At 72.2% G+C, this 19741-nt stretch carries 16 protein-coding genes; 12 read left to right on the top strand and 4 right to left on the bottom strand.

The window, feature by feature from the left end:
• The first annotated feature begins 31 nt into the window (after window positions 1–31).
• The gene (locus ABZ459_RS38970) at window positions 32–790 is read left to right on the top strand and encodes a GNAT family N-acetyltransferase (RefSeq protein ID WP_357981659.1); all 759 of its coding nucleotides are present in this window, start codon (window positions 32–34) and stop codon (window positions 788–790) included.
• Entirely contained in the window at window positions 787–1905 is a 1119-nt protein-coding gene (gene menC / locus ABZ459_RS38965; protein ID WP_357981656.1) for an o-succinylbenzoate synthase, read from the top strand. Before ABZ459_RS38970 ends, menC begins: the two co-directional genes overlap by 4 nt.
• Before the next feature lie 124 nt (window positions 1906–2029).
• On the opposite strand, the gene ABZ459_RS38960 is transcribed toward menC, so the two are convergent.
• Window positions 2030–2485 (bottom strand): MarR family transcriptional regulator, encoded by a 456-nt coding sequence (locus tag ABZ459_RS38960; protein ID WP_357981653.1) that lies wholly within the window; start codon window positions 2483–2485, stop codon window positions 2030–2032.
• Between the two features lie 89 nt (window positions 2486–2574).
• On the opposite strand from ABZ459_RS38960, the gene ABZ459_RS38955 reads away from it, so the two are divergent.
• Entirely contained in the window at window positions 2575–3120 is a 546-nt protein-coding gene (locus tag ABZ459_RS38955; protein WP_357981650.1) for a YceI family protein, read from the top strand.
• A gap of 15 nt (window positions 3121–3135) precedes the next feature.
• Here ABZ459_RS38955 and ABZ459_RS38950 read toward each other — a convergent pair whose 3' ends face one another.
• Window positions 3136–4116, bottom strand: a complete 981-nt coding sequence (locus ABZ459_RS38950) for a hypothetical protein (protein WP_357981647.1) — start codon at window positions 4114–4116, stop codon at window positions 3136–3138.
• Between the two features lie 554 nt (window positions 4117–4670).
• Between ABZ459_RS38950 and ABZ459_RS38945 the strand changes: the two genes are divergently transcribed.
• From ABZ459_RS38945 to ABZ459_RS38935, 3 genes are all read left to right on the top strand, one after another.
• Window positions 4671–6839 carry a hypothetical protein gene (locus ABZ459_RS38945; RefSeq protein WP_357981644.1) on the top strand — a complete coding sequence of 723 codons (2169 nt, stop codon included), beginning with the start codon at window positions 4671–4673 and terminating at the stop codon, window positions 6837–6839.
• A gap of 931 nt (window positions 6840–7770) precedes the next feature.
• Window positions 7771–7980, top strand: coding sequence for a hypothetical protein (locus ABZ459_RS38940; RefSeq protein WP_357981641.1), 210 nt, complete (start codon window positions 7771–7773; stop codon window positions 7978–7980).
• Window positions 7981–8140: 160 nt separating this feature from the next.
• The gene (locus ABZ459_RS38935; RefSeq protein ID WP_357981639.1) at window positions 8141–9571 is read left to right on the top strand and encodes a glycosyl hydrolase family 28-related protein; all 1431 of its coding nucleotides are present in this window, start codon (window positions 8141–8143) and stop codon (window positions 9569–9571) included.
• Window positions 9572–9889: 318 nt separating this feature from the next.
• Here ABZ459_RS38935 and ABZ459_RS38930 read toward each other — a convergent pair whose 3' ends face one another.
• The gene (locus tag ABZ459_RS38930; protein ID WP_357981636.1) at window positions 9890–10243 is read right to left on the bottom strand and encodes a helix-turn-helix domain-containing protein; all 354 of its coding nucleotides are present in this window, start codon (window positions 10241–10243) and stop codon (window positions 9890–9892) included.
• Window positions 10244–10371: 128 nt separating this feature from the next.
• Here ABZ459_RS38930 and ABZ459_RS38925 point away from each other — a divergent pair, with 128 nt between their 5' ends.
• Window positions 10372–11808 (top strand): MFS transporter, encoded by a 1437-nt coding sequence (locus ABZ459_RS38925; protein WP_357981633.1) that lies wholly within the window; start codon window positions 10372–10374, stop codon window positions 11806–11808.
• Between the two features lie 48 nt (window positions 11809–11856).
• Here ABZ459_RS38925 and ABZ459_RS38920 read toward each other — a convergent pair whose 3' ends face one another.
• Window positions 11857–12282 carry a MerR family transcriptional regulator gene (locus tag ABZ459_RS38920; RefSeq protein ID WP_357981631.1) on the bottom strand — a complete coding sequence of 142 codons (426 nt, stop codon included), beginning with the start codon at window positions 12280–12282 and terminating at the stop codon, window positions 11857–11859.
• Window positions 12283–12483: 201 nt separating this feature from the next.
• Between ABZ459_RS38920 and ABZ459_RS38915 the strand changes: the two genes are divergently transcribed.
• From ABZ459_RS38915 to ABZ459_RS38895, 5 genes are all read left to right on the top strand, one after another.
• Window positions 12484–14355, top strand: a complete 1872-nt coding sequence (locus ABZ459_RS38915) for a thiamine pyrophosphate-dependent enzyme (protein ID WP_357981629.1) — start codon at window positions 12484–12486, stop codon at window positions 14353–14355.
• Between the two features lie 4 nt (window positions 14356–14359).
• The gene (locus ABZ459_RS38910) at window positions 14360–15808 is read left to right on the top strand and encodes an NAD-dependent succinate-semialdehyde dehydrogenase (protein WP_357981625.1); all 1449 of its coding nucleotides are present in this window, start codon (window positions 14360–14362) and stop codon (window positions 15806–15808) included.
• On the top strand, window positions 15808–17496 hold the full coding sequence (locus ABZ459_RS38905) for a dihydroxy-acid dehydratase (protein ID WP_357981622.1): 1689 nt from the start codon (window positions 15808–15810) through the stop codon (window positions 17494–17496). The genes ABZ459_RS38910 and ABZ459_RS38905 overlap by 1 nt, the downstream gene beginning before the upstream one ends.
• Before the next feature lie 92 nt (window positions 17497–17588).
• Entirely contained in the window at window positions 17589–18428 is an 840-nt protein-coding gene (locus ABZ459_RS38900) for an IclR family transcriptional regulator (RefSeq protein ID WP_357981619.1), read from the top strand.
• Window positions 18425–19738: an extracellular solute-binding protein gene (locus tag ABZ459_RS38895; RefSeq protein WP_357981616.1), complete on the top strand. Its 1314-nt coding sequence runs from the start codon at window positions 18425–18427 to the stop codon at window positions 19736–19738. The genes ABZ459_RS38900 and ABZ459_RS38895 overlap by 4 nt, the downstream gene beginning before the upstream one ends.
• Window positions 19739–19741 lie beyond the last annotated feature (3 nt).

Here is a 19741-nt window from a genome sequence, read left to right as displayed (position 1 = left end):
TCCGGCGGCGGTCCGGCGGAATGCTGGTGCCATGCTCGAAATCCGCATCCTCCACGGGACCTCCGAGTTCCAGGCCGCCGACCAGCTGCTACGCCGCGTCTGGAACACCAGGGCGGGCGACGACCCGCCGGTCGCCGTCGACCTCATGTGCGCCCTTGAGCACACCGGCGGCTACGTCGGCGGCGCCTTCCTCGACGGCTCGCTCGTCGCCGCCGCCTCCGGGTTCCTCGCCGAGGGGGGCAGCCTGCACTCCCACGTCGTGGGCGTGGCCGCCGAGGCGCGGGGCCGGGGGATCGGCCAGGCGATCAAGGCGCACCAGCGCGCGTGGGCCGCCGAACGCGGCCTGAACTCCATCTCCTGGACCTTCGACCCGCTCGTACGCCGCAACGCCTTCTTCAACCTCGCCAGGCTCGGCGCGCGCGCCGAGCGGTACGTGCCCGACTTCTACGGGCCGATGAACGACGGCATCAACGGCGGTGACGTCACCGACCGCCTGTTCGCCCACTGGCCCGTGCACCCGGCCCCGGCCCCGGAGTCGTTCGTCGCCGACGGGACCGAGAAGGCCGAGGTGATCCTCGACGAGACCGGGGCGCCGCGCGAGCCGGGCGGCGCGTCCGTGCTGCGCTGCGCCACGCCCGCCGACGCCGAACGGCTGCGGCGCGAGCAGCCCGGGGAGGCCGCGCGGTGGCGGACCGCCCAGCGGGCCGCCCTGGGCGGCGCGCTCGCCCGCGGCTACCGGATCGCCGCCTTCACCAGGGACGGCTGGTACGTGCTGGAGCGCGCGGCATGAGGATCACCGAAGCCGAGCTGCGCACCGTCGCGCTGCCCCTGATCACCCCGTTCCGCACCTCGCTCGGCACGCAGACCGTGCGCAGGGCGCTGCTGGTGCGCGTGCGCGGCGCCGAGGGGGAGGAGGGCTGGAGCGAGTGCGTGGCCGACGACGAGCCCACCTACAGCCCCGAGTACCTGGAGGGCGCGGCCGACCTCATCAGCCGCTTCCTGCTGCCCGCCCTGTTCGCGGTGCCAAATCTCGACCCGGCCGGCGTCGCGCCCGCGCTGGCGCACCTGCGCGGCCATCCGATGGCCAAGGCCGCCGTCGAGACGGCCGTCCTGGACGCCGTGCTCAAGGCGCGAGGCCTGTCGCTCGCCGCCCACCTGGGAGGGGTACGGTCCAGCGTGCGCGTCGGCGTGTCCGTCGGCATCGCCGCCACCCTCGACGACCTGCTCGACACCGTGGACCGGCACATCGGCGCCGGGTACGCCCGGATCAAGCTCAAGATCGAGCCCGGCTGGGACCTGGAGCCGGTGCGGCTGGTGCGCGAGACGTTCGGCCCCGGCCTGATGCTCACCGCCGACGCCAACACCGCCTACACCCCCGCCGACGCCCGCCACCTGGCCCGCCTGGACGCCTACGGCCTGACCCTGCTGGAGCAGCCCTACGCCCCGGACGACCTGGACGGCCACGCCCGGCTCGCCGCCCGCATGGACACCCCCATCTGCCTGGACGAGTCGATCACCTCGGCCCGCTCCGCCACCGCCGCGATCAGGGCCCGCGCCTGCTCGATCATCAACATCAAGCCCGGCCGGGTCGGCGGCTACCTGGAGGCCCGCCGGATCCACGACCTGGCCCTGGCCGCGGACGTGCCGGTGTGGTGCGGCGGGATGCTGGAGACCGGGCTCGGCCGGACGGCTAACCTGGCGCTGGCCAGCCTGCCCGGCTTCACGCTGCCGGGCGACATCTCGGCGACCGCCCGCTACTACGAGCGCGACATCACCGCGCCGATCGAGCTGACCGGCGACTCCATCACGGTGCCCGACGGCCCCGGCGTCGGCGTCACACCGGACCCGGACGCGCTGGCGGCCTTCACCACCGACCCGCCCGTACGCGTCACCCCCGCCCGGTGAGATGACCGCACAGGACCCGGCCGGACGCGTCCCGCCTCGCCCGGTGAGGTGACCGAGCAGGACCCGGCCGGACGCGTCACCCCTCGCCCGGCGAGACGGCCGGGCGCGGGCTGACCGGATGCCCTCACTCCTGCTCGGTGAGGTGGTCGAGCAGGACCTGGCTGATGTCGGCGAGTTGCCGCAGTTGTTCCTCGGTGAGCAGGTCGACCAGGTGCTCGCGGACGCTGGCCACGTGCTTCGGGGCGGCCGCCCGGAGCGCGGCGAGCCCGTCGTCGGTGAGCACGGCCAGCCACCCGCGCCGGTCGCCGGCGTAGTGCTCCCGGCGCACCCACCCCTTCTGCTCCAGCTTGTTGACCGCGTGCGAGATGCGGCTCGGCTTGGAGTTGGTCCACTGCGCCAGCTCGCTCATGCGCATCGTGCGCCCGGGAGCCTCCGACAGCAGGACGAGCAGCTCGTAGTAGGTGGGCGGCATGTCGGCGGCCGCCATCAGGTCGCGCTCCAGGCGGTCGGTCAACAGGCGGGTGGCCAGCCCGAACCTGCGCCACGCCTGCTGTTCGTCGTCGTTGAGCCAGCGGGTCATGCCCCGATCGTACTGGAAGGTTGCGTGCTGAAATAAATCTATGTACTGTCGTGCCGAATATTCCAGTGCTGAACTAATTGGAGCGCGACATGTACCCCAGCGAGCTGAGCGGCGACTACACCTTCGACCCGGCCCACAGCCGGTTCGGGTTCGTCGCCCGCCACGCCATGGTGACCAAGGTGCGCGGCAGCATCCCCCTCCAGGAGGCCACCGCCCGCCTGGACGCGGCGAACCCCGCGGCCTCCGCCGTCCGCGTGGTGCTCGACGTGGCGGGCATCCAGACCGGCAACCAGATGCGCGACGGCCACCTGCGCACCGGCGACTTCCTCGACGCCGCCGCCCACCCGCACATCACCTTCGAGTCCACGTCCGTCAAGCACGCGGGCGGCGACGCCTTCGAGGTCACCGGCGACCTGACGATCCGCGGGGTGACCCGGCAGATCACCGTCCCGCTCGACTACACCGGCACCGCCGTCGACGCCCAGGGCGTGACCAGGGTCGGCTTCGAGGGCGGCACGGCGATCAACCGCAAGGACTTCGGCATGACGTACAACGCCGCGCTGGAGACCGGCGGCGTGATGATCTCCGACCGGATCACCCTGGAATTCGACATCTCCGCCGTCAGATCCGCCTGACCACGCCCCCGAGGTTCATCGGCGCCCCAGCCAGGCGTCCAGGCGGGACAGCAGTTCCGCGGTGGGGATCCTGCCGCCCGTCGATCCGGCGTACACGGCCCGGCAGGGTGCGCGCCAGACCCGCACCTCGGCGATGGCGCCGGTGGTCTCGCCCACCCACACCACGTCGAGGGCGGCCGGGCGGGTGAACCTGCCGAGCCCGCAGTCGGTGGCGTTGGTGACGCTCTCCGTTCCGCCACGGTCGGTCACCGTGTTCACGGCCATCGCGACGTTGATCAGCGAACGCACGGATTCAAGATCATCGGGGACGCGGGTCCGGGCCCGCAGCCGCAGCACGTCCCCGTCGAGCCGATACCGGCAGGCTGGTCGGGTCAGGTACATGTCGGCGGCCGACAGCTCGGCCGCGCAGCCGGGAAGCGACACGGGCGTCGGCCGCGCCTCCAGTTGCGCCCGGTAGAGGCGGAGGAAGGCGTCGCCCGGGTTGCCGAACCGCGTCCGGCCCGCGTACCGGGCGGTGCCGCAGTTGCGATCGACCAGCACGACGGCGGGCCGGCGCACGTCCCCGTAGTGCACGACGAAGGACAGGCTGGTGCCGTAGCCGACGGGGGCGCAGACCTCGCCGAGGTGGAGGTCGTCGCCCAGAACGCGCCCCTTGGCCGACTCGCGCCGGCGCAGCTCGGACTCCAGCACGTCGCGCGTGGGCAACCCGTTGAGCTCGGAGACCATCGCGCCGACCCCGGCGGTGAGTCTCCTGACCGGCACTCCAGTCTGCCCTTGCCAATGCGGCAGGGGCAGCTCGCACATCGTCACCGACACCGCGCCGTCGGCGGGCACCAGCTCCCCGGGCCGGTCACCGCCCTCCCATCTGCCGGCGGGCGAGATCGGGCAACCGCCGGCTCCGGGCCGCGGGCCCAGGGCGTCCAGCGGAAAGGCGGCGGCAGCCGCCAGCACCAGCGCGACCACGCTCACGGCGACCCGGCCGGCGCGCAGCAACATGACAGCAATGTACGCGCCGGAACCCCCCTGCTGGAAAACGGTGGCGTGCTGGACGCACATGTCACGGAACTCGGCCCGGGAGAGTAAGACATCTCGGTCGCTAGAGCCGACCGGGCGGTGGTCACCGACGTGACATCCCAACATGTCACGTCGATGACGCCGCCCTGGGATCTGACACCGCTCGAGTGGCGAAATCCGCCCCATCTGGCCAGCTCGGCGACTGGACGCCACCCTTCCCAACCATCTGCGGACCTTCGCCGCCTACGACCCGATCAGCCCATGCCCGCTCAGGCACGCCTGAGCCGTCCGCTCCTCATGCCGAACACCAGCATCAGTGCTCCCCTCCGGACGCGCGCCGGCGCCTGTCGGACCTGGGGCAGTGTTCGATATCGGGGCGTGGGGTTCTGACGCCCGGCGCTGACGCCTGATTCATGGAGGCGACCTAGGTCGTCTCGCCCCATGGGCCACCGTCCAACCTTCGGCCGGGTTCGCGCATGATCGCCGTGGGAGAAATGCAGCGGTGGACTGGCACGCTTCACCACTATGGTGCCGATGTGGAGGATCTGGAAAAGCTCGTCATTTCCCGCCGTCTGCGAGTTCCCATCGGCAGCGTTCCCACCGGCTCCGGGCAAGCCCCGCAGCAGTGGGGACAGGTCGCCGCGCGTCAGCTCGACGTCGCGCTGCTGAGTGTCGGCTTCACCTGCTCGGCGCCGTTGCTGGAACGCCTGTCAGAGCTGCGCGGTGAAACCGTCATCGATCTCGGCGTCCGGATCCTGGCAGCCGTGCGTACGCTGGTCGGCGACCATGTCGAGCACAACGCCTACTTTCTCGACTTCCCCAAGAACGTGCCGGACACGCTGGAGTTCTGGGCCGCTCTGCTGCGCGAGGCCATGCTCGACCCCGCCGCCGTGGAACGGCTCCGGCGCTCGTCGAGACCGTCCGCACTGAACCTGCTGGCGCTGCCCGGCTATGGCCGCTACCAGCACACCTACGCCGACCTGCTGGCCGCGCACGCCGAGTTGATCCCGCTGGCCGGCGACCGGGTGACCGTCCTGGACCTTGGCGGCAGCCTGGAGTCGGAGACGCGTGAGCTCTACTTGTCGCTGGCGGGCTCGACGGTGCCGCTGCCGGCGGAGGACCTGACCGCGCTGCGCATCCTGGCCGCCTCCTGCGCCGCCGAACCTGACACCATCCCGGTACGCGAGAACCGTGCCGTCATCAACGAGGCCCGCCTGGCAGGCGGCCGTCCGTTGCTCGTCGACACGGTCACCGACGTGCTCAGACTCGCCTGCGCCGCCTCCGGCGGCGACGTCACGCTGGCCGCCCCGACCAGGTTCCGCTCCTTCCGCCGGGCCGAGCGCCGCGCCCTCCTGCAGGCCCTGGACGCGGTCGCCTCTCCCGCCAAGCTCGGCGACGTGCCTTCCCACCGGGAGCAGTGGAAGCGGCTCGGCGAACGGCTGCACCCCCACGAATACCCGCAGTTCCCGCACGCCGCGCACGTCTTTGAAGCCGCGCGAGGCGCACGCCGCGTGAGCAGTCTCGGCAGCCGGGTGGAGGCGGCCCTGGCGCAGGGACGTACCGGCACAGCCGTCGACCTGCTGCAGAACACGCCGGGCGCACTGCTGCGCCGCCTGGACCACCTGCTGCGCACCGGCACCGCGGCGACCGCACCGGCATCCGTGCTGGAACCCGTGCTGGAACCCGTGCTGGAAGCTGCCGAGAAGGCCGCGGCGAGCGCGTCGGGGCGAGTCCTGCTGTCGCTGCGCGAGCACTTGACCAACCGGCTCATCCCCGCGCCCGGTCGCGTGTTCGTCAACCGGAACGGCCGGGCCTGGGCGACCGACGACCAGCGGCCACCGCTGGCGGGCGACATCGTGACGCGGGCCGCGGCCATCCTGGACAAGGAGATCATCCGCCGGCTGCCGGCCCCCGGCCGGCTGATCGTCGACCCCGAGATGCTCGACGTCGCCCTGCCGTTGTCCGCCAAGGCCGTCACTCCTGGGCTCGGCATGCTGCCGCGCGGCTCGCTCACCCGTGTGGACGGTGAGCTGCTGCGCTTCTTCATCTACTGGCGGCAGGCCGAGCGGCGTACCGACTACGACCTGTCCGCGTTGATGCTGGACGCCGCCTACGGCGCGCCCGAGCACATCTCGTGGACGAACTACGGCAACGACTTCGCCCAATACTCCGGCGACCTCACCCAGGCTCCCGACGGGGCGAGCGAGTTCATCAACATCCGTCTCGCCCAGGCGACCAAGCCGATCATCATTCCGCAGGTCAACATCTTCGCCGGCGAGGCCTTCGACGAGGCCGCAGAGGCGTTCTTCGGCTACCTGACCAGGGACGCCGACCAGCAGGGCCTGCCGTTCGAGCCGCGCACGGTACGGATGAAATCCGACCTGCGTGGCGCGGGCCGCGTCGCGCTACCGCTGGCCTTCCTGCGTGGTGACGACGGCGGCTGGCGGGTGAAGTGGCTGCATCTCTACCTCAAGGGCCACCCGGGGTTCAACCAGGTGGAGGGCAACCGGGTGACCACCGCTCTGCTGGTGCGCTCCATCGTGGAACGCGACCACCTGCGCGTACGCCACCTGGTCGACCTGCTGCGGGCCAAGCCCCAGACGGGGGATCACACCACCTACATCGGACTGCATGCGCCGGCCGATCCACCGCCCGGTGCCCGGGTTTACACACCGGCGACTCTGCACCAGCTGATCCCCGGCTGATAGGGTGATGATCGCGAGGCTATGGAAGGGCTTCCTTCTCACTTCGAAAAGTTCTCTAGCCTTTCCGCCTTCCTCGCAATACAAGGTGTGAGGCCATCCGAGGGCTTCCTTCTCACTGGGACCAGTGTGGGCCCCAAAGGGCCAGCTGGCTGATCTAGCCCTCGGGCCTTCCTCACGTCCCCGACGCCCTGAGCAGCGCCGCGACAGCGACGAGGCAACCACCCTGCACGCGGGACAGAACCGCGGTGAGATGGCGTCGATCGGATACTGGTGCGAGCAGGGCTGTCGCGGACGAATCGTCTTGCGCCAGCACAAGGGGCAAATCTTCGCCAGGCTGCATGGCGAGCTGCCCGGCCGACCCGACGGCAGCGAGGCCGCAATTGACCAGGAACCATCCTCATGGCCGGCGGCCAGCCAGTCGCTGTGAGCGATGCCGCCTCGACCGCTCCAGGTCCTTCGGCGGGCGCTTGGCCGCGTTTGCGTACGGGGTCAGGACCGTGTGGGCCGGGGTGTCAGTGGCAGCGAGATGGCTGAGATGCCGTAGACGGTGCAGGAGCACGTCCCCGCGCGAGGTCGGTATCAGCCACGTTCGCCTTCTATGTTCGGAGGAGGGTATCCATGCAGAGCCGTCGTGCCGGGGCGTCCTGCAGAGTCAGTGGGAGCTCAGGCTCCGGCATCGGGCTGGTCTCGTCCGCGCACCGTGTCCGAGACGACTTCGCCGCCGCCCATCCCACCCAGCATCGCGTCCTGGTGGAGACGGTGGCCGCCAGCCGCGCAGTCGTCGTCCCCACCGCGGCCATGGCGGACCGGCTGACCGCTCTGCACGATTCGGCCCAGAACGCGTGCATCGTCCATATCCCCCCTGGGGCGTCCCCGACGAACTGATCCATACCCGGCCCGTTCCCTCCCGCCAGAGGGAGGACGGCTGGGCGTGCTGTACGCCGGGCGCCTGACCGAAGAGAAGGGGTTCGACCGCATCCACCACGCCACGGCGATGAAGAGGCTGCACCTGTCGATCCCGGCGCCGCGGGCCCAGTACGTCTCACACCCCGTCTTCCAGGACCGATCCCGCCATCCCCACATCTACCTCGGACGGTTGCCCGCCGCCGGCCACATGGCGACCGGGATCCGGGCTCGATGATCGTCGCTCGTGGGCCCTTGGCGTCTTGACACGCCACCCCAGCGGCGGCCGCGTATGGCAAGATCACCTTGCTGAACGGGCGGACGCGGCAACCACGTCGCGGCCGGCGTCGGGGGAAACCGGAGGAAGTCGGGCGATGCGAGCAAGCAACCCAGGGCGGATGCGTAAGGCGCTGGTCGCGGGCGTGGTCGCCGTGTCGGGGCTCGGTGCCGAGCCGGCCATGGCCGGTGCCGCTCCTGCGGTGCCGGAGTCGGTGGCCGCGGACCCGGCCTGCTCGGGTGGCGTGCTGAACGCCGTCGCCGACGCCGGCGCGAAGGGCGACGGGCAGGCCGACGACACCGCGAGCATGCAGCAGGCGATCACCACCGCGTACGCCTCGGGACGCTGCCTCTACCTGCCGGGCGGCCTCTACCGCATCACCGGCGGCCTCGACTGGAGCAAGCCCGCCTCCATCCTCGGCGACCCCGACACACCCGCCATCTTGCGCAGCACAACCAACGCGGCCCTCGCCGACACCACCTACGCCAACCGGTGGGACCGTACGCCCGTACTGGACAACGTGGTGTTCGACGGGCTGCGCCTGGACGTCAACAGCCCCTACAAGACCGGGCCGATCATCCGGCGCAGCGTGTTCGTCAACCGCATGGGCGACGGGGAGACGCCCACCGGGGGCGACGAGCAGCAGACGAGCTCGGCCCAGGTCGCCGTGGCTCTCACCAACGTGGTGGGCGCCAAGGTTCAGGACTCGATCTTCCTGTCGGACCGGCAGGTGGACGGCGGCGCCCCGCTGTTCACCTACCGCACCCGCGACCTGACGATCAGCGGCAACGTCCTGGGCGCCGACCTGTCCTCGACGGCATGGCTGAGCACCTGGGCCGGCGGACGCTCCTGGTCGCAGGCCCCGGCGACGCGCCTGGCCGAGGTACGCCGCCGTACCGGCCTGCCCGCCGCCCTCGGCCACATCCAGCGCGGCATCAGCATCAAGGGCGACATCAACGCGACCGTCTCCGGCAACATCGTCAACCGCGACCCGCGCAGCCGGGCCAAGAGCGATCACGGCGTGTACGCCTGGGGCTTCGACGGCCTCAAGATCACCGGCAACTGGCTGCGCGGCTGGCCCCAGGACGCCAGGGGCGGGCTCAAGGTGCGCAACGGCACCGGCGCGACCATCGCCGGCAACCTCCTGTACGGCACCGCGCTGCTGCTCTACACCTACGACGTGACCAACGCCCCCAAGGTCTTCCAGGACGTCGTCGTCTGCGGCAACGTCTACGACATCCGCACGGTCACGCCCGCCGCCGACCACAGCGGGATCATGTACTGGCGCAACTTCCCCGGCACCGGGGCCGAGCAGGCGATCGCCGTCTTCGGCAACCGCTTCCTCGACCCGCTCGCCGGGACCCCGGGCCGCCCCGACGTCTCCCAGGTCGCCGGGGACGCGGCGGCCTTCACCGCGTCCGACAACACCTACGCCGACGGCCGCGCGGTGCCGGTCGTGGGCATGCGCAACGCCGCCCCCACCGCCGACCAGCGCGCCCGCTGCGCCGGCAGCACCGTCCCGGAGCTCTCCATCCCCGGTTACCAGGGATAGGAGCCACCCGATCACCTCTTCGCGCCCGATGTCTGGAACCGATCAGGACGTGAGCTGAAGCGTGCTGCGGGTCGCCGAGCCGGATGCGGGTGTCGTGGTGGTGCAGCACGATGGTGCCGTCCGGCTCCCGGGTGACGGTCTCGATGGCGGCGTCCGGCAGCATCACGAGCCGCTCACCCCGTCGCCGAGGCCGGAGCTCAGACCGATCGGCTCGGGCAGCGGCGGCCTGGGCGGCCTCCAGCCAGGCGGCGGTCACGGCCGCCACCGGCGCGAAGCGGCGGACGGAGGTGAGGCGGCGGAAGCCCGGCAGACGGCAGGTCAGGCGGCCGGGCCGGGACGGTCGGGCCGCTGGGTGGCGTCGTCGGTGCGGGCGCCGGACAGGATGGCGTCGAGCAGGCCGGGGTAGCGGGCGTCCAGGTCCTCGCGCCGCAGGACGAGCAGGTTCTCCCGGCCCGACGGCTGCTGCCAGATCACCCCGCTGTCGCGCAACACCCGCCAATGGTGGGTCATGGTCGACTTCGCGGTGATCCCCAGCGTGTTCAGGACGCTGGTGCAGTTGTGCTCACCCCCGGCGTCGAGGATGCGGACGACGGACAGGCGCACGCCGTTCCCCAGGGCCGACAGCACGTCTTCGACCCGGATCCGGTCGCGGTCGGGATGACGGAAAGCCATGGTTCAACTGTACCGCGACTGTCGAACAATTCCCTTCCGGTCTGGCATAGTACGACCGTACGTAAATCCTCGTACGATCGTTTCTTGCGACGGGCTGCTGCATGCCCGCTTCCTCCGAAGGGCGTTCCATGTCCACACCATCCACGCTGCCCGCGGCCGTCGCGGACGGCGTCAAGCCCCGGCTCGGCTGGACCCTGGCGCTGCTCGCCCTGGCCCAGCTCATCTACGCCCTCGACCTCAACATCGTCTTCGTCGCGCTCCCGCGGATCGGCGCCGACCTGGGCTTCCCCGGCCAGACCCAGCAGCTCGTGGTCAGCGCGTACGTCGTCTTCGCCGGCGGCTTCCTGCTGTTCGGCGGCCGGGCGGCCGACCTGCTCGGCCGCCGCCGCGTCTTCGTGCTCGCCCTGGCCCTCTACGCGCTGTCCTCGCTCGCGGGCGGGCTGGCCGGAGGACCCGTCGTCATCATCGTCGCCCGCGCGGTGCAGGGCGTCGGCGGGGCGCTGCTGCTGCCCTCGACGCTGGCGCTGCTCAACAGCCTGTTCGCCGAGGGGCGGCAGCGCAACCGGGCGCTGGCCGTCTGGGGTGGCGCGGGCGCCAGCGGGCTGACGATCGGCGCGCTGCTCGGCGGTGTCCTCACCGAGAACTTCGGCTGGCCCGCCGTCTTCTTCGTCAACGTCCCCCTGGCCGGGCTGGTCGCGCTGGCCGCGCTGGCCGTCGTCCCGCGTGACCCGGCCGGGCGGGAACGGCGCAGGTTCGACATGCCGGGGGCGCTCACCGTGACCGGCGGGTCCACGCTGCTGGTCTTCGCCCTGGTCGAGGGGCCCGAGCTGGGCTGGGGCAGCCCCCTGGTCGCGGGCGCCTTCGCGGTGGCCGTCGTGCTGCTGGTGGTCTTCGCGCTGGTCGAGGCCCGCAGCGCGGATCCGCTCATGCCGTTCCGGCTGTTCCGCAACCGCAGCCTGACCGTCGGCATGCTGGTCACCTTCGTCTACATGGCCACGTTCGGCGTGCTGCCGTACTTCCTCACCGTGCTGCTGCAGAGCGTCCACGGCTACAGCGCCCTGCAGAGCGGGCTGGCCTTCCTCATCCCGTCGCTGGCCATCGCCGCCGGCACCCAGGGCGGCGAACGCCTGGCCACCCGGATCGGCACCCGGGCCACGCTGCTGATCGGCTTCGCCGTCGGCATCGCCGGGACCGCCGTCCTGGCCCTCGGCTTCGACGCCGACGCCGGGTACGGCCTGCTGGTCCCCGGTCTCGTCGTCTCCGGCCTGGGTCAGGGCGTCGTCTGGACCGCCATGTGGATCGCCGCCGCCACCGGCACCCCCGCCCGCGAACAGGGCGTCGCCAACGGCATCGCCTCCACCGCGCTCAACATCGGCAACGCCATCGGCCTGGCCGTCTTCACCGTCATCGCCGACCTCGGCACCACGGGCCGGACCGGCCAGGCCCTGCGCGCCGCCACGGCGGACGGCGAGTTCCTGGTCGTCCTGCTCACCGCGGCGGTGATGATCGCCGGCCTCCTGGTCACCCTCACCCTGCCCCGCCGCACCCCCGAGCCCATCGCCTGACCGCCCGACCGCCGCGGCCGCCGCAGGTCATGCGGCGGCCGCGGCCGTTCAGTGCTGGTGGGCCTCTTCCAGGGACGCCCCCGCCAGCCGCGCCCTGACCGCGCCGGTGAAGTTGGGGCACTCGAAGACGTTCTCGTGCGGGCAGGCCATGCCGTGCGCGATGGCGTTGCGCGCCACCTGGGCGCGGGCGATGCGCTCGTCCAGCTCGGCGAGTTTGCGCCGGTACAGCTCCCGCCACCCGTCGCCCGGCTCGGACCGGGCCGCGACGAACGTCCTGATCTCGCGCAGCGTGAGGCCGACCTCGCGCAGCAACAGGATCATCGCGACCAGCTCGGCCGCCGACGGCGGATAACGCCGCTGCCCCGAGACGCGTTCGGGCGCCGGGATCAGCCCGAGCTCCTCCCAGTAACGCAGCGCGGAGGTGGCGACCCCGGTCCGTGCGGCCAGCTCGCCGATCGTCAACTGCTCACTCATGGGACCGCAAGCATACGCGAGCTCACCGGGCCCGAACGGCGCTGACCTGGTGCTTGTTGTCAGATGAACAACAAAATCCGCCTTTTTGCCCCTCATGCCCTCTTTTCCGATACGAGGTATTGCCGATACATCAACGGCGTTGTAGTTTCACCGCAACGTCGACGACGTCGAAGGAGAACGGTGGAGGGGGAGTCGAGCAGGATGACTGCTGAACGCGTCGCGCGGGCGGCGGCGATCGCGCGCGCCGGTGGCTTCGAGGAGGCCCTGGACCGCGGTGAGCTGCCGCGCAGGGCCGACGTGACCATGGCGGAGGCCGTCGTCCTCGGGCTGGTCAGGCAGGGGGTGACCCGGTTCGTCGTGGTGCTCGGCCACGGCTCGACCGAGCTGGGCGAGGTGTTGCGCGTCTACCAGGACGCCGGTGTCGTCCAGACCTACGCCGTCCGGCACGAGACCGAGGCGTCCCACGCGGCAACGGCGTTGCGGTGGGTCACGGGGGAGAAGGCGGCGGTGGTCACCTCGATCGGGCCGGGAGCGTTGCAGGCGATGGCCGGCTCGCTCGTGGCGGCGAGCGACGGCGTGGGGGTGTGGCACCTCTACGGCGACGAGACCACCGAGGACGAAGGCCCCAACATGCAGCAGATCCCGCGGGCCGAGCAGGGGCTGTTCCTGCGGCTGGCGGCCACGATGGGCCCGGCCTACTCGCTGCACACGCCCCGCGCCCTGCCCACGGCGCTGCGCCGCGGGCTCAACCAGGTGGACCACCCGTACCGGCCGGGGCCCTTCTACCTGCTGCTGCCGCTGAACACCCAGCCGGAGCTGATCAGGGGCTTCAACCTCGACGAGCTCCCGGTCGGCGCGCCGCCGCGGCTCGGCGAGGCCAACCCCGCCACGTCGTACGCGGAGATCGCCCGCCGGCTGCTGGCGGCCGAACGCGTGGTGGTCAAGGTGGGTGGCGGCGCCACGGAATGCCGGGCCGAGCTGGAGGAGCTGGCCGACCTGGTCGACGGCGTGTTCGTGATGTCGCCGGTCAGCCTCGGCATCATCCCCTCGGGCCATCCGCGCCAGATGATGGTCGGCGGCGCCAAGGGCTCGCTGAGCGGCAACCACGCGATGGAGCACGCCGACCTGCTGGTCGCCGTGGGCACCCGCTCGGTCTGCCAGGCGGACTCCTCACGCACTGGGTATCCCGGCGTCCGGCACGTCGTCAACATCAACGCCGACCTGGACGCGGCCACGCACTACGCCCGTACCAGCGCCCTGGTCGGCGACGCCCGGCTGAGCCTGGCCGCCCTGGTCGAGGCCGTGCGGGCGGCCGGCGGGAGCCCGCGCCGGGACAGCCCGTGGCTGGCCGAGTGCCGGGCGGCCAGGGCGGCCTGGGAGGAGGTCAAGGCGGCCCGCCTGGCCCGCCCCCGGCTGCACGACCCGGTCTGGGAGCGCGAGGTGCTCACCCAGCCCGCCGCCGTGCACACGGTCGCGCAGTGGGCGGCCGAGACACGGGCGGTCACGTTCTTCGACGCCGGTGACGTCCAGGCGTACGGCTTCCAGATGTCGGCCCAGGACGAGCCCGAGGCGTCCTTCACCGAGGCCGGTGCCAGCTACATGGGGTTCGCCACCAGCGCGGTGCTGGCCACCGCGATGTCCGGCCGCGACTGGTACGGGGTGGCGGTGACCGGCGACGGCTCGTTCACCATGAACCCCCAGGTGCTGATCGACGGCGTGGCGCACGGCGCGACCGGCTGCGTCGTGGTGCTGGACAACCGGCGGATGGCCGCCATCTCCAGCCTCCAGATCGCCCAGTACGGCACGGACCACGCCACCTGGGACCACGTCGCCGTCGACTACGTGGCCTGGGCGTCGTCGGTGAGCGGGGTGAACGCCCTGTCCGGCGGCACCACCCCGGAGGAGCTGCGGGCGGCGCTCGACAAGGCCCGCGCCCACCCCGGCCTGTCGCTCGTGCACGTCCCCGTCTACTTCGGGCCCGACCCCGACGGGGGCCTTCCCTCCTACGGCCGCTGGAACGTCGGCAACTGGGTGGCGGGCACCCAGGAGCTGCGCCACGAGATCGGACTGTGAACCCATGACCCACCACCCGCTCCCGCCCGCCGCGATGTACGTGGCCGGCGCCTGGCACCGGGCGGAACAGACGTTCCCCGTGCACAACCCCGCCGACGGCGAGCTCCTGGCGGAGCTGCCCGTCGCCCGCCCGTCCGACCTCGACCTGGCCCTGGACGCGGCCGCAGAGGGCTTCGCGACCTGGCGGCGGACGCAGCCCTGGGAACGCTCGCGGATCCTGCGCCGCATCGCCGACGGCATCCGGGCCCAGGCCGAGCGCTTCGCCCTGGTCATGACGCTCGACCAGGGCAAGCCGCTGGCCCAGTCCGAGGGCGAGGTGCTGGCCGCCGCCGACCAGTTCGACTGGTACGCCGACGAGGCCCGCCGCGTCTACGGCAGGACGGTCGAGGCACGCGACCCCGACACCCGCATCCTCATCCGCCGCGAGCCGGTGGGACCGGTCGCGGCGTTCGCCGCCTGGAACTTCCCCGCGCTGCTGCCGGTCCGCAAGATCGCCCCGGCGCTGGCGGCCGGCTGTTCGGTGATCGTCATGGCCCCGGCCGAGGCGCCGCTGTCCACGCTGCTCATCGCCGAGATCGCCGACGCGGCCGGCCTGCCCGCCGGCGCGCTGAACGTGGTCACCGGCGACGGCCCGGCCATCTCCCGCCGTCTGATCGCCTCCGACGTGATCCGCAAGGTGAGCCTGACCGGCTCGGTCCCGGTCGGTGCCGAGCTGTTGCGGCTGGCCGCCGACGGGATCAAGTCGGTCTCGATGGAGCTCGGCGGGCACGCGCCGGTCCTGGTGTTCCCCGACGCCGACCCCGAGCGCGCGGCCCGGCTGTGCGCCCGCGCCAAGTTCCGCAACAGCGGCCAGGTGTGCATCTCGCCCAGCCGGTTCCTGGTCCACGAGGAGATCGCCGGCGCCTTCGCCGAGGCGTTCGCCGACGAGACCCGCGGGCTCCGGCTCGGCGACGGGCGCGACCCGGCCACCGACGTCGGCCCCCTGACCACGGCCAGGCGGCTGAACGCCGTCCACGAGCTGGTCCAGGACGCGGTGACCCGTGGGGCCACCGTGCTGGCCGGCGGCGGCCCGGCCGACCTGCCGGGCGGTCACTACTACCGGCCGACCGTGCTGTCCGGCGTGTCCGACGACATGCGGGTGATGGTCGAGGAGCCGTTCGGCCCGATCGCGCCCATCAGCACCTTCGCCACCTTCGACGAGGCGATCTCCAGGGCGAACGCCACGCCGTTCGGCCTGGCGGGGTTCGTCTTCACCGAGGACCTGGCCACCGCCTTCCGGGCCGGCGAGGAGCTGGAGACCGGGATGGTCGGGGTCAACGAGCTCACGATCGCCACCGCGGAGGCCCCGTTCGGCGGGGTCAAGCAGTCGGGCTTCGGCCGCGAGGGCGGCACCGAGGGGCTGGCGGACTACACCGTCGCCAAGTACGTCAACCTGCGACTCCGGGGGGCCTGATGACCGGCGACGAACCGCGCGGCGTCGACCGCGGCCTGACCTCCTACGGCGACGAGGGCTTCAGCCGCTTCCTGCGCCGGGCCTTCCTGGCCTCCTCCGGGTACGACGAGCACGACCTCGACCGGCCGGTCGTCGGCATCGCCGACACCAGCGGCGGGTTCACCACCTGCCACCGCGAGATGCCGCAGCTCGTGCAGGCGGTCGCCCGCGGCGTGCTGGAGGCGGGCGGCCTGCCGGTGACCTTCCCCGCCATGTCGCTGCCCGAGATCCTCATGTCGCCCACCTCGATGCTCTTCAGGAACCTGGCCGCGCTGGAGACCGAGGAACTGGTCAAGGGGCAGCCGATGGACGCCGTGGTGCTGGCCGGCGGGTGCGACAAGACCGTGCCGGCCCAGCTCATGGCCGCGGTCTCCGCGGACGTCCCGGCCGTGCAGCTCGTGGCCGGGGCCATGCTGACCGGCACCTGGCGCGGCACCCGGCTCGGCGCGTGCACCGACTGCCGCTCGATGTGGGCCAGGCACCGGGCCGGGGAGCTGGACGAGGGCGACATCGCCGACGTGCGCGGCGCCCTGGCCACGACCGGCGGCACCTGCATGGTCATGGGGACCGCCTCCACCATGGCGTGCCTGGCCGAGGCGCTCGGCATGAGCCCGGCGGGCACCGCCACCGCGCCGGCGCCCACCGGCGACCGGCTGCGGGCCGGGGCCCGTTCGGGGCGGGTGGCGGTCGAGGCCGCCCGCGCGGGGCGCCGGCCGTCCTCCATCGTGACGGCCGGTTCCCTGGCCAACGCGGTCACCGTGCTGATGGCCCTGGGCGGCTCGACCAACGCCGTGATCCACCTGCTGGCGGTGGCCAGGCGGGCGGGCGTGCCGTTCGGGCTCGACGACGTGGCGGCCATCGCCGGACGGGTGCCGCTGCTGGTCGACTGCAAGCCGTCCGGCGTCGGTTACATGGAGGACCTGCATCGCGCCGGCGGCGTGCCGGTGCTGATGAAGGAGCTGGAACCGCTGCTCGACCTGGACGTGCCGGTGATCGAGGGCGGCACGCTGCGCGACCGGCTGGCGGACGTCGCCCCGCCCGCGGGCTGGCAGACCACCATCCGCACCCTCGCGGACCCGCTCGGGCCCACCGGCGCGCTGGCGGTGCTGCGCGGCAACCTCGCGCCCGACGGCGCGGTGATCAAGGTGGCGGCGGCCACGTCCGAGCTGCTGCGGCACGAGGGTCCCGCCGTCGTCTTCGAGTCGCCCGAGGACGTGGCCCGCCGGATCGACGACCCCGATCTGCCTGTCACGCCCGGCTCGGTGCTGGTGCTGCGCAACGCGGGACCGGTCGGCGGCGGCATGCCCGAGGCCGGGTCGCTGCCGATCCCGGCGAAGCTGGCCAGGAGCGGCGTGCGCGACATGGTGCGGGTCTCCGACACCCGGATGAGCGGCACCGCGTACGGGACGGTCGTCCTGCACGTGTCCCCGGAGGCCGCGGTCGGCGGCCCGCTCGCGCTGGTACGCGACGGCGACCTGATCCGGCTCGACGCCGCGGCGGGCGAGCTGACGCTCCTGGTCGACCCGGTCGAGCTGGCACGCAGGCGGGAGGAGTGGACCCCGCCGGCCCCGCCCGCGCGCGGCTGGCGGCGCCTGCACCACGACCACGTGCTGCAGGCCCACGAAGGCGCCGACTTCGATGTCTGCTAGAGCATCCGCCCAGGTCACGAGAGGAGGACGATGTGACGGCGCAAGGAACAACGGAGTTGACGTACGCACAACAAGGCGGGTTGACTACGCCCATGGCTGACTCGACCACCGACTCGCTGCCCGCCTCCCGCGCGGCGGGCGCCCTGCTCACCGGGCTGGACCTCCTCGAAGGGCTCGCCCGCCGCCCCGAAGGGCTCGGCGTCACCGCGCTGGCCCGCGAGGTCAACGCCGACAAGGGCAACGTCCACCGGCTGCTGCGCGTCCTGGAGGACCGCGGCTACGTCGAGCAGGACCCGGCCACCAAGATCTTCCGGGTCTCGACGCGGATGATCTCCCTGGCCGGCCAGGTGCTGCGCGGCGTGGACCTCGTCGCCGGCGCCGGACCGATCATGCGCGAGCTGTCCGCCGCCACCGGCGAGGCCGTGCACCTGGCCCGCAGGACGCGCGGCGGCGGCGTGTACGTCGCCCAGGAGCGGCAGCGCGGCGGCCGCATCACGGTCGAGACCGAGATCGGCGCCCAGCCGATCATCTACGCCTCCTCCACCGGCAAGGCCCTGTACTGCACCGCCACCCCCGAAGAGCTGGCCGAGCTGCTGCCCGACCCGTTCACCGCCTACACGATGCGCACGCACACGGGGATCGACAGCCTGGCCGCCGACCTGGCGCAGGTCTGCCGCCGCGGCTACGCGATCGACGACGAGGAGCTCAACCTCGACGTCAGATGCGTGGCGGCCCCCATCTTCGACCTGCACGGCGTCCCGCTGGCCTCCATCGGGATCTCCGGGCCCGCCTCGCGGGTCACCCTCGCGAGGATCGGCGACCTCGGCCGGATGGTCACGGTCGCCGCGTTCCGAATCACCCAGCAAGTGGGCGGGCGTGTCCCCGCGAAGTTCGACGCCCACCCACCATCACCCACGGAGATCCACGGATGACGAACAACAGCGTTGCCGCTCGGCGGCGCGTGGTCAAATTGGCGGCGGCGGCCTCGGCCGCGGCGCTCTTCGCCGCCGCCTGCGGGTCGGACGCCGGGTCGGGGGGCTCCGCTTCCCCGGCCAAGGGCGAGGTCAGCATGGTCCACTACTTCAGCGACGAGGGCGGCAGCAAGGCGATGGCCCAGGTGCTGTCGATCTGCCAGAAGCAGTCCGGGGAGAAGATCAAGAACAGCCCGGCCGAGCAGGAGGCGTTCAAGGACGCCATCCTGGTGCAGCTCGCCGGCAGCAACCCGCCCGACCTGCTGTCGTACTGGGCGGGCGCCAAGACCCAGTACCTCGTCGACCAGCAGCGCCTGGCGCCGCTCGACGACATGTGGGCCAAATCGGGCCTCGACCAGGCCATCCCCGAGACGCTGACCAAGGCCGCGGCGACCTACGGCGGGAAGAAGTACCTGCTGCCGCTGGACTACCACTACGTCGGCATGTTCTACAACCCCAAGGCCATGGCCAAGGCCGGCATCACCGAGATGCCCAAGACCTGGGACGACCTGATGGCCGCCGCCGGCAAGCTCAAGGCCGCCGGGATCACGCCGTTCGCGCTGGGCTCCAAGAACCGCTGGCCCGCCCAGTTCTGGTTCGACTACCTGCTGCTGCGCACGGCCGGCCCCGACTACCGGGCCCAGCTCATGGCGGGCAAGGCCAAGTACACCGACCCGCAGGTGACCCAGGCGTTCGACCGGTGGAAGCAGCTCTTCGACAAGGGCTACTTCAACGACAACCCCAACGGCTACGACTGGCCCGACGCCGGCGACATGGTCTCCTCCGGCAAGGCCGCGATGACCCTCATGGGCACCTGGATCAGCGGCTACTGGGACGGCAACCAGGTCAAGGCGGGCGAAGGGTACGACTTCTTCCCCTTCCCCGAGATCACCCCCGGCGTGCCGCAGGCCGCGCTCGGCCCGGTGGACGGGTTCGCGATCTCGGCCGGCGCCGCGAGCAGGGCCGGGGCCGAGAAGGTGCTCGCCTGCATGGCCGCGCCCGAGGCGCAGCAGGCCGTCGCGCTCACCCAGGGCGCGCTGGCGCCCAACCCCAAGGCCGACCTGAGCAAGCAGAACGAGATCATGCACAAGGCCGCCAAGGTGGTCGGCGAGGCTCCCGTGTTCGCCTTCAACTACGACCTGGCGACCACCCCGGAGATGTCCGACGCCGGGCTCAACGCGCTCGCGCAGTTCGTCAACAACCCCGCCGACGCCGCCTCCGCGCTGCAGGAGGCCCAGAGCACCGCCGAAGGCGTGTTCGCCGGCTCCTGACCG

The sequence above is a fragment of the Nonomuraea sp. NPDC005692 genome, assembly GCF_040631115.1.
Lineage (GTDB): Bacteria > Actinomycetota > Actinomycetes > Streptosporangiales > Streptosporangiaceae > Nonomuraea.
Note: the sequence above shows the minus strand (reverse complement) of the source record. Positions and strands in the feature narration are given on the sequence as shown.

Coding starts and splice junctions, on each gene's coding strand:
- ABZ459_RS38935 (WP_357981639.1), top strand. CDS start 8,141: ATGCGTAAGGCGCTGGTCGCGGGCGTGGTCGCCGTGTCGGGGCTCGGT.
- ABZ459_RS38955 (WP_357981650.1), top strand. CDS start 2,575: ATGTACCCCAGCGAGCTGAGCGGCGACTACACCTTCGACCCGGCCCAC.
- ABZ459_RS38925 (WP_357981633.1), top strand. CDS start 10,372: ATGTCCACACCATCCACGCTGCCCGCGGCCGTCGCGGACGGCGTCAAG.
- ABZ459_RS38960 (WP_357981653.1), bottom strand. CDS start 2,485: ATGACCCGCTGGCTCAACGACGACGAACAGCAGGCGTGGCGCAGGTTC.
- ABZ459_RS38905 (WP_357981622.1), top strand. CDS start 15,808: ATGACCGGCGACGAACCGCGCGGCGTCGACCGCGGCCTGACCTCCTAC.
- ABZ459_RS38930 (WP_357981636.1), bottom strand. CDS start 10,243: ATGGCTTTCCGTCATCCCGACCGCGACCGGATCCGGGTCGAAGACGTG.
- ABZ459_RS38910 (WP_357981625.1), top strand. CDS start 14,360: ATGACCCACCACCCGCTCCCGCCCGCCGCGATGTACGTGGCCGGCGCC.
- ABZ459_RS38895 (WP_357981616.1), top strand. CDS start 18,425: ATGACGAACAACAGCGTTGCCGCTCGGCGGCGCGTGGTCAAATTGGCG.
- ABZ459_RS38915 (WP_357981629.1), top strand. CDS start 12,484: ATGACTGCTGAACGCGTCGCGCGGGCGGCGGCGATCGCGCGCGCCGGT.
- ABZ459_RS38970 (WP_357981659.1), top strand. CDS start 32: ATGCTCGAAATCCGCATCCTCCACGGGACCTCCGAGTTCCAGGCCGCC.
- menC (WP_357981656.1), top strand. CDS start 787: ATGAGGATCACCGAAGCCGAGCTGCGCACCGTCGCGCTGCCCCTGATC.
- ABZ459_RS38950 (WP_357981647.1), bottom strand. CDS start 4,116: ATGTTGCTGCGCGCCGGCCGGGTCGCCGTGAGCGTGGTCGCGCTGGTG.
- ABZ459_RS38920 (WP_357981631.1), bottom strand. CDS start 12,282: ATGAGTGAGCAGTTGACGATCGGCGAGCTGGCCGCACGGACCGGGGTC.
- ABZ459_RS38900 (WP_357981619.1), top strand. CDS start 17,589: ATGGCTGACTCGACCACCGACTCGCTGCCCGCCTCCCGCGCGGCGGGC.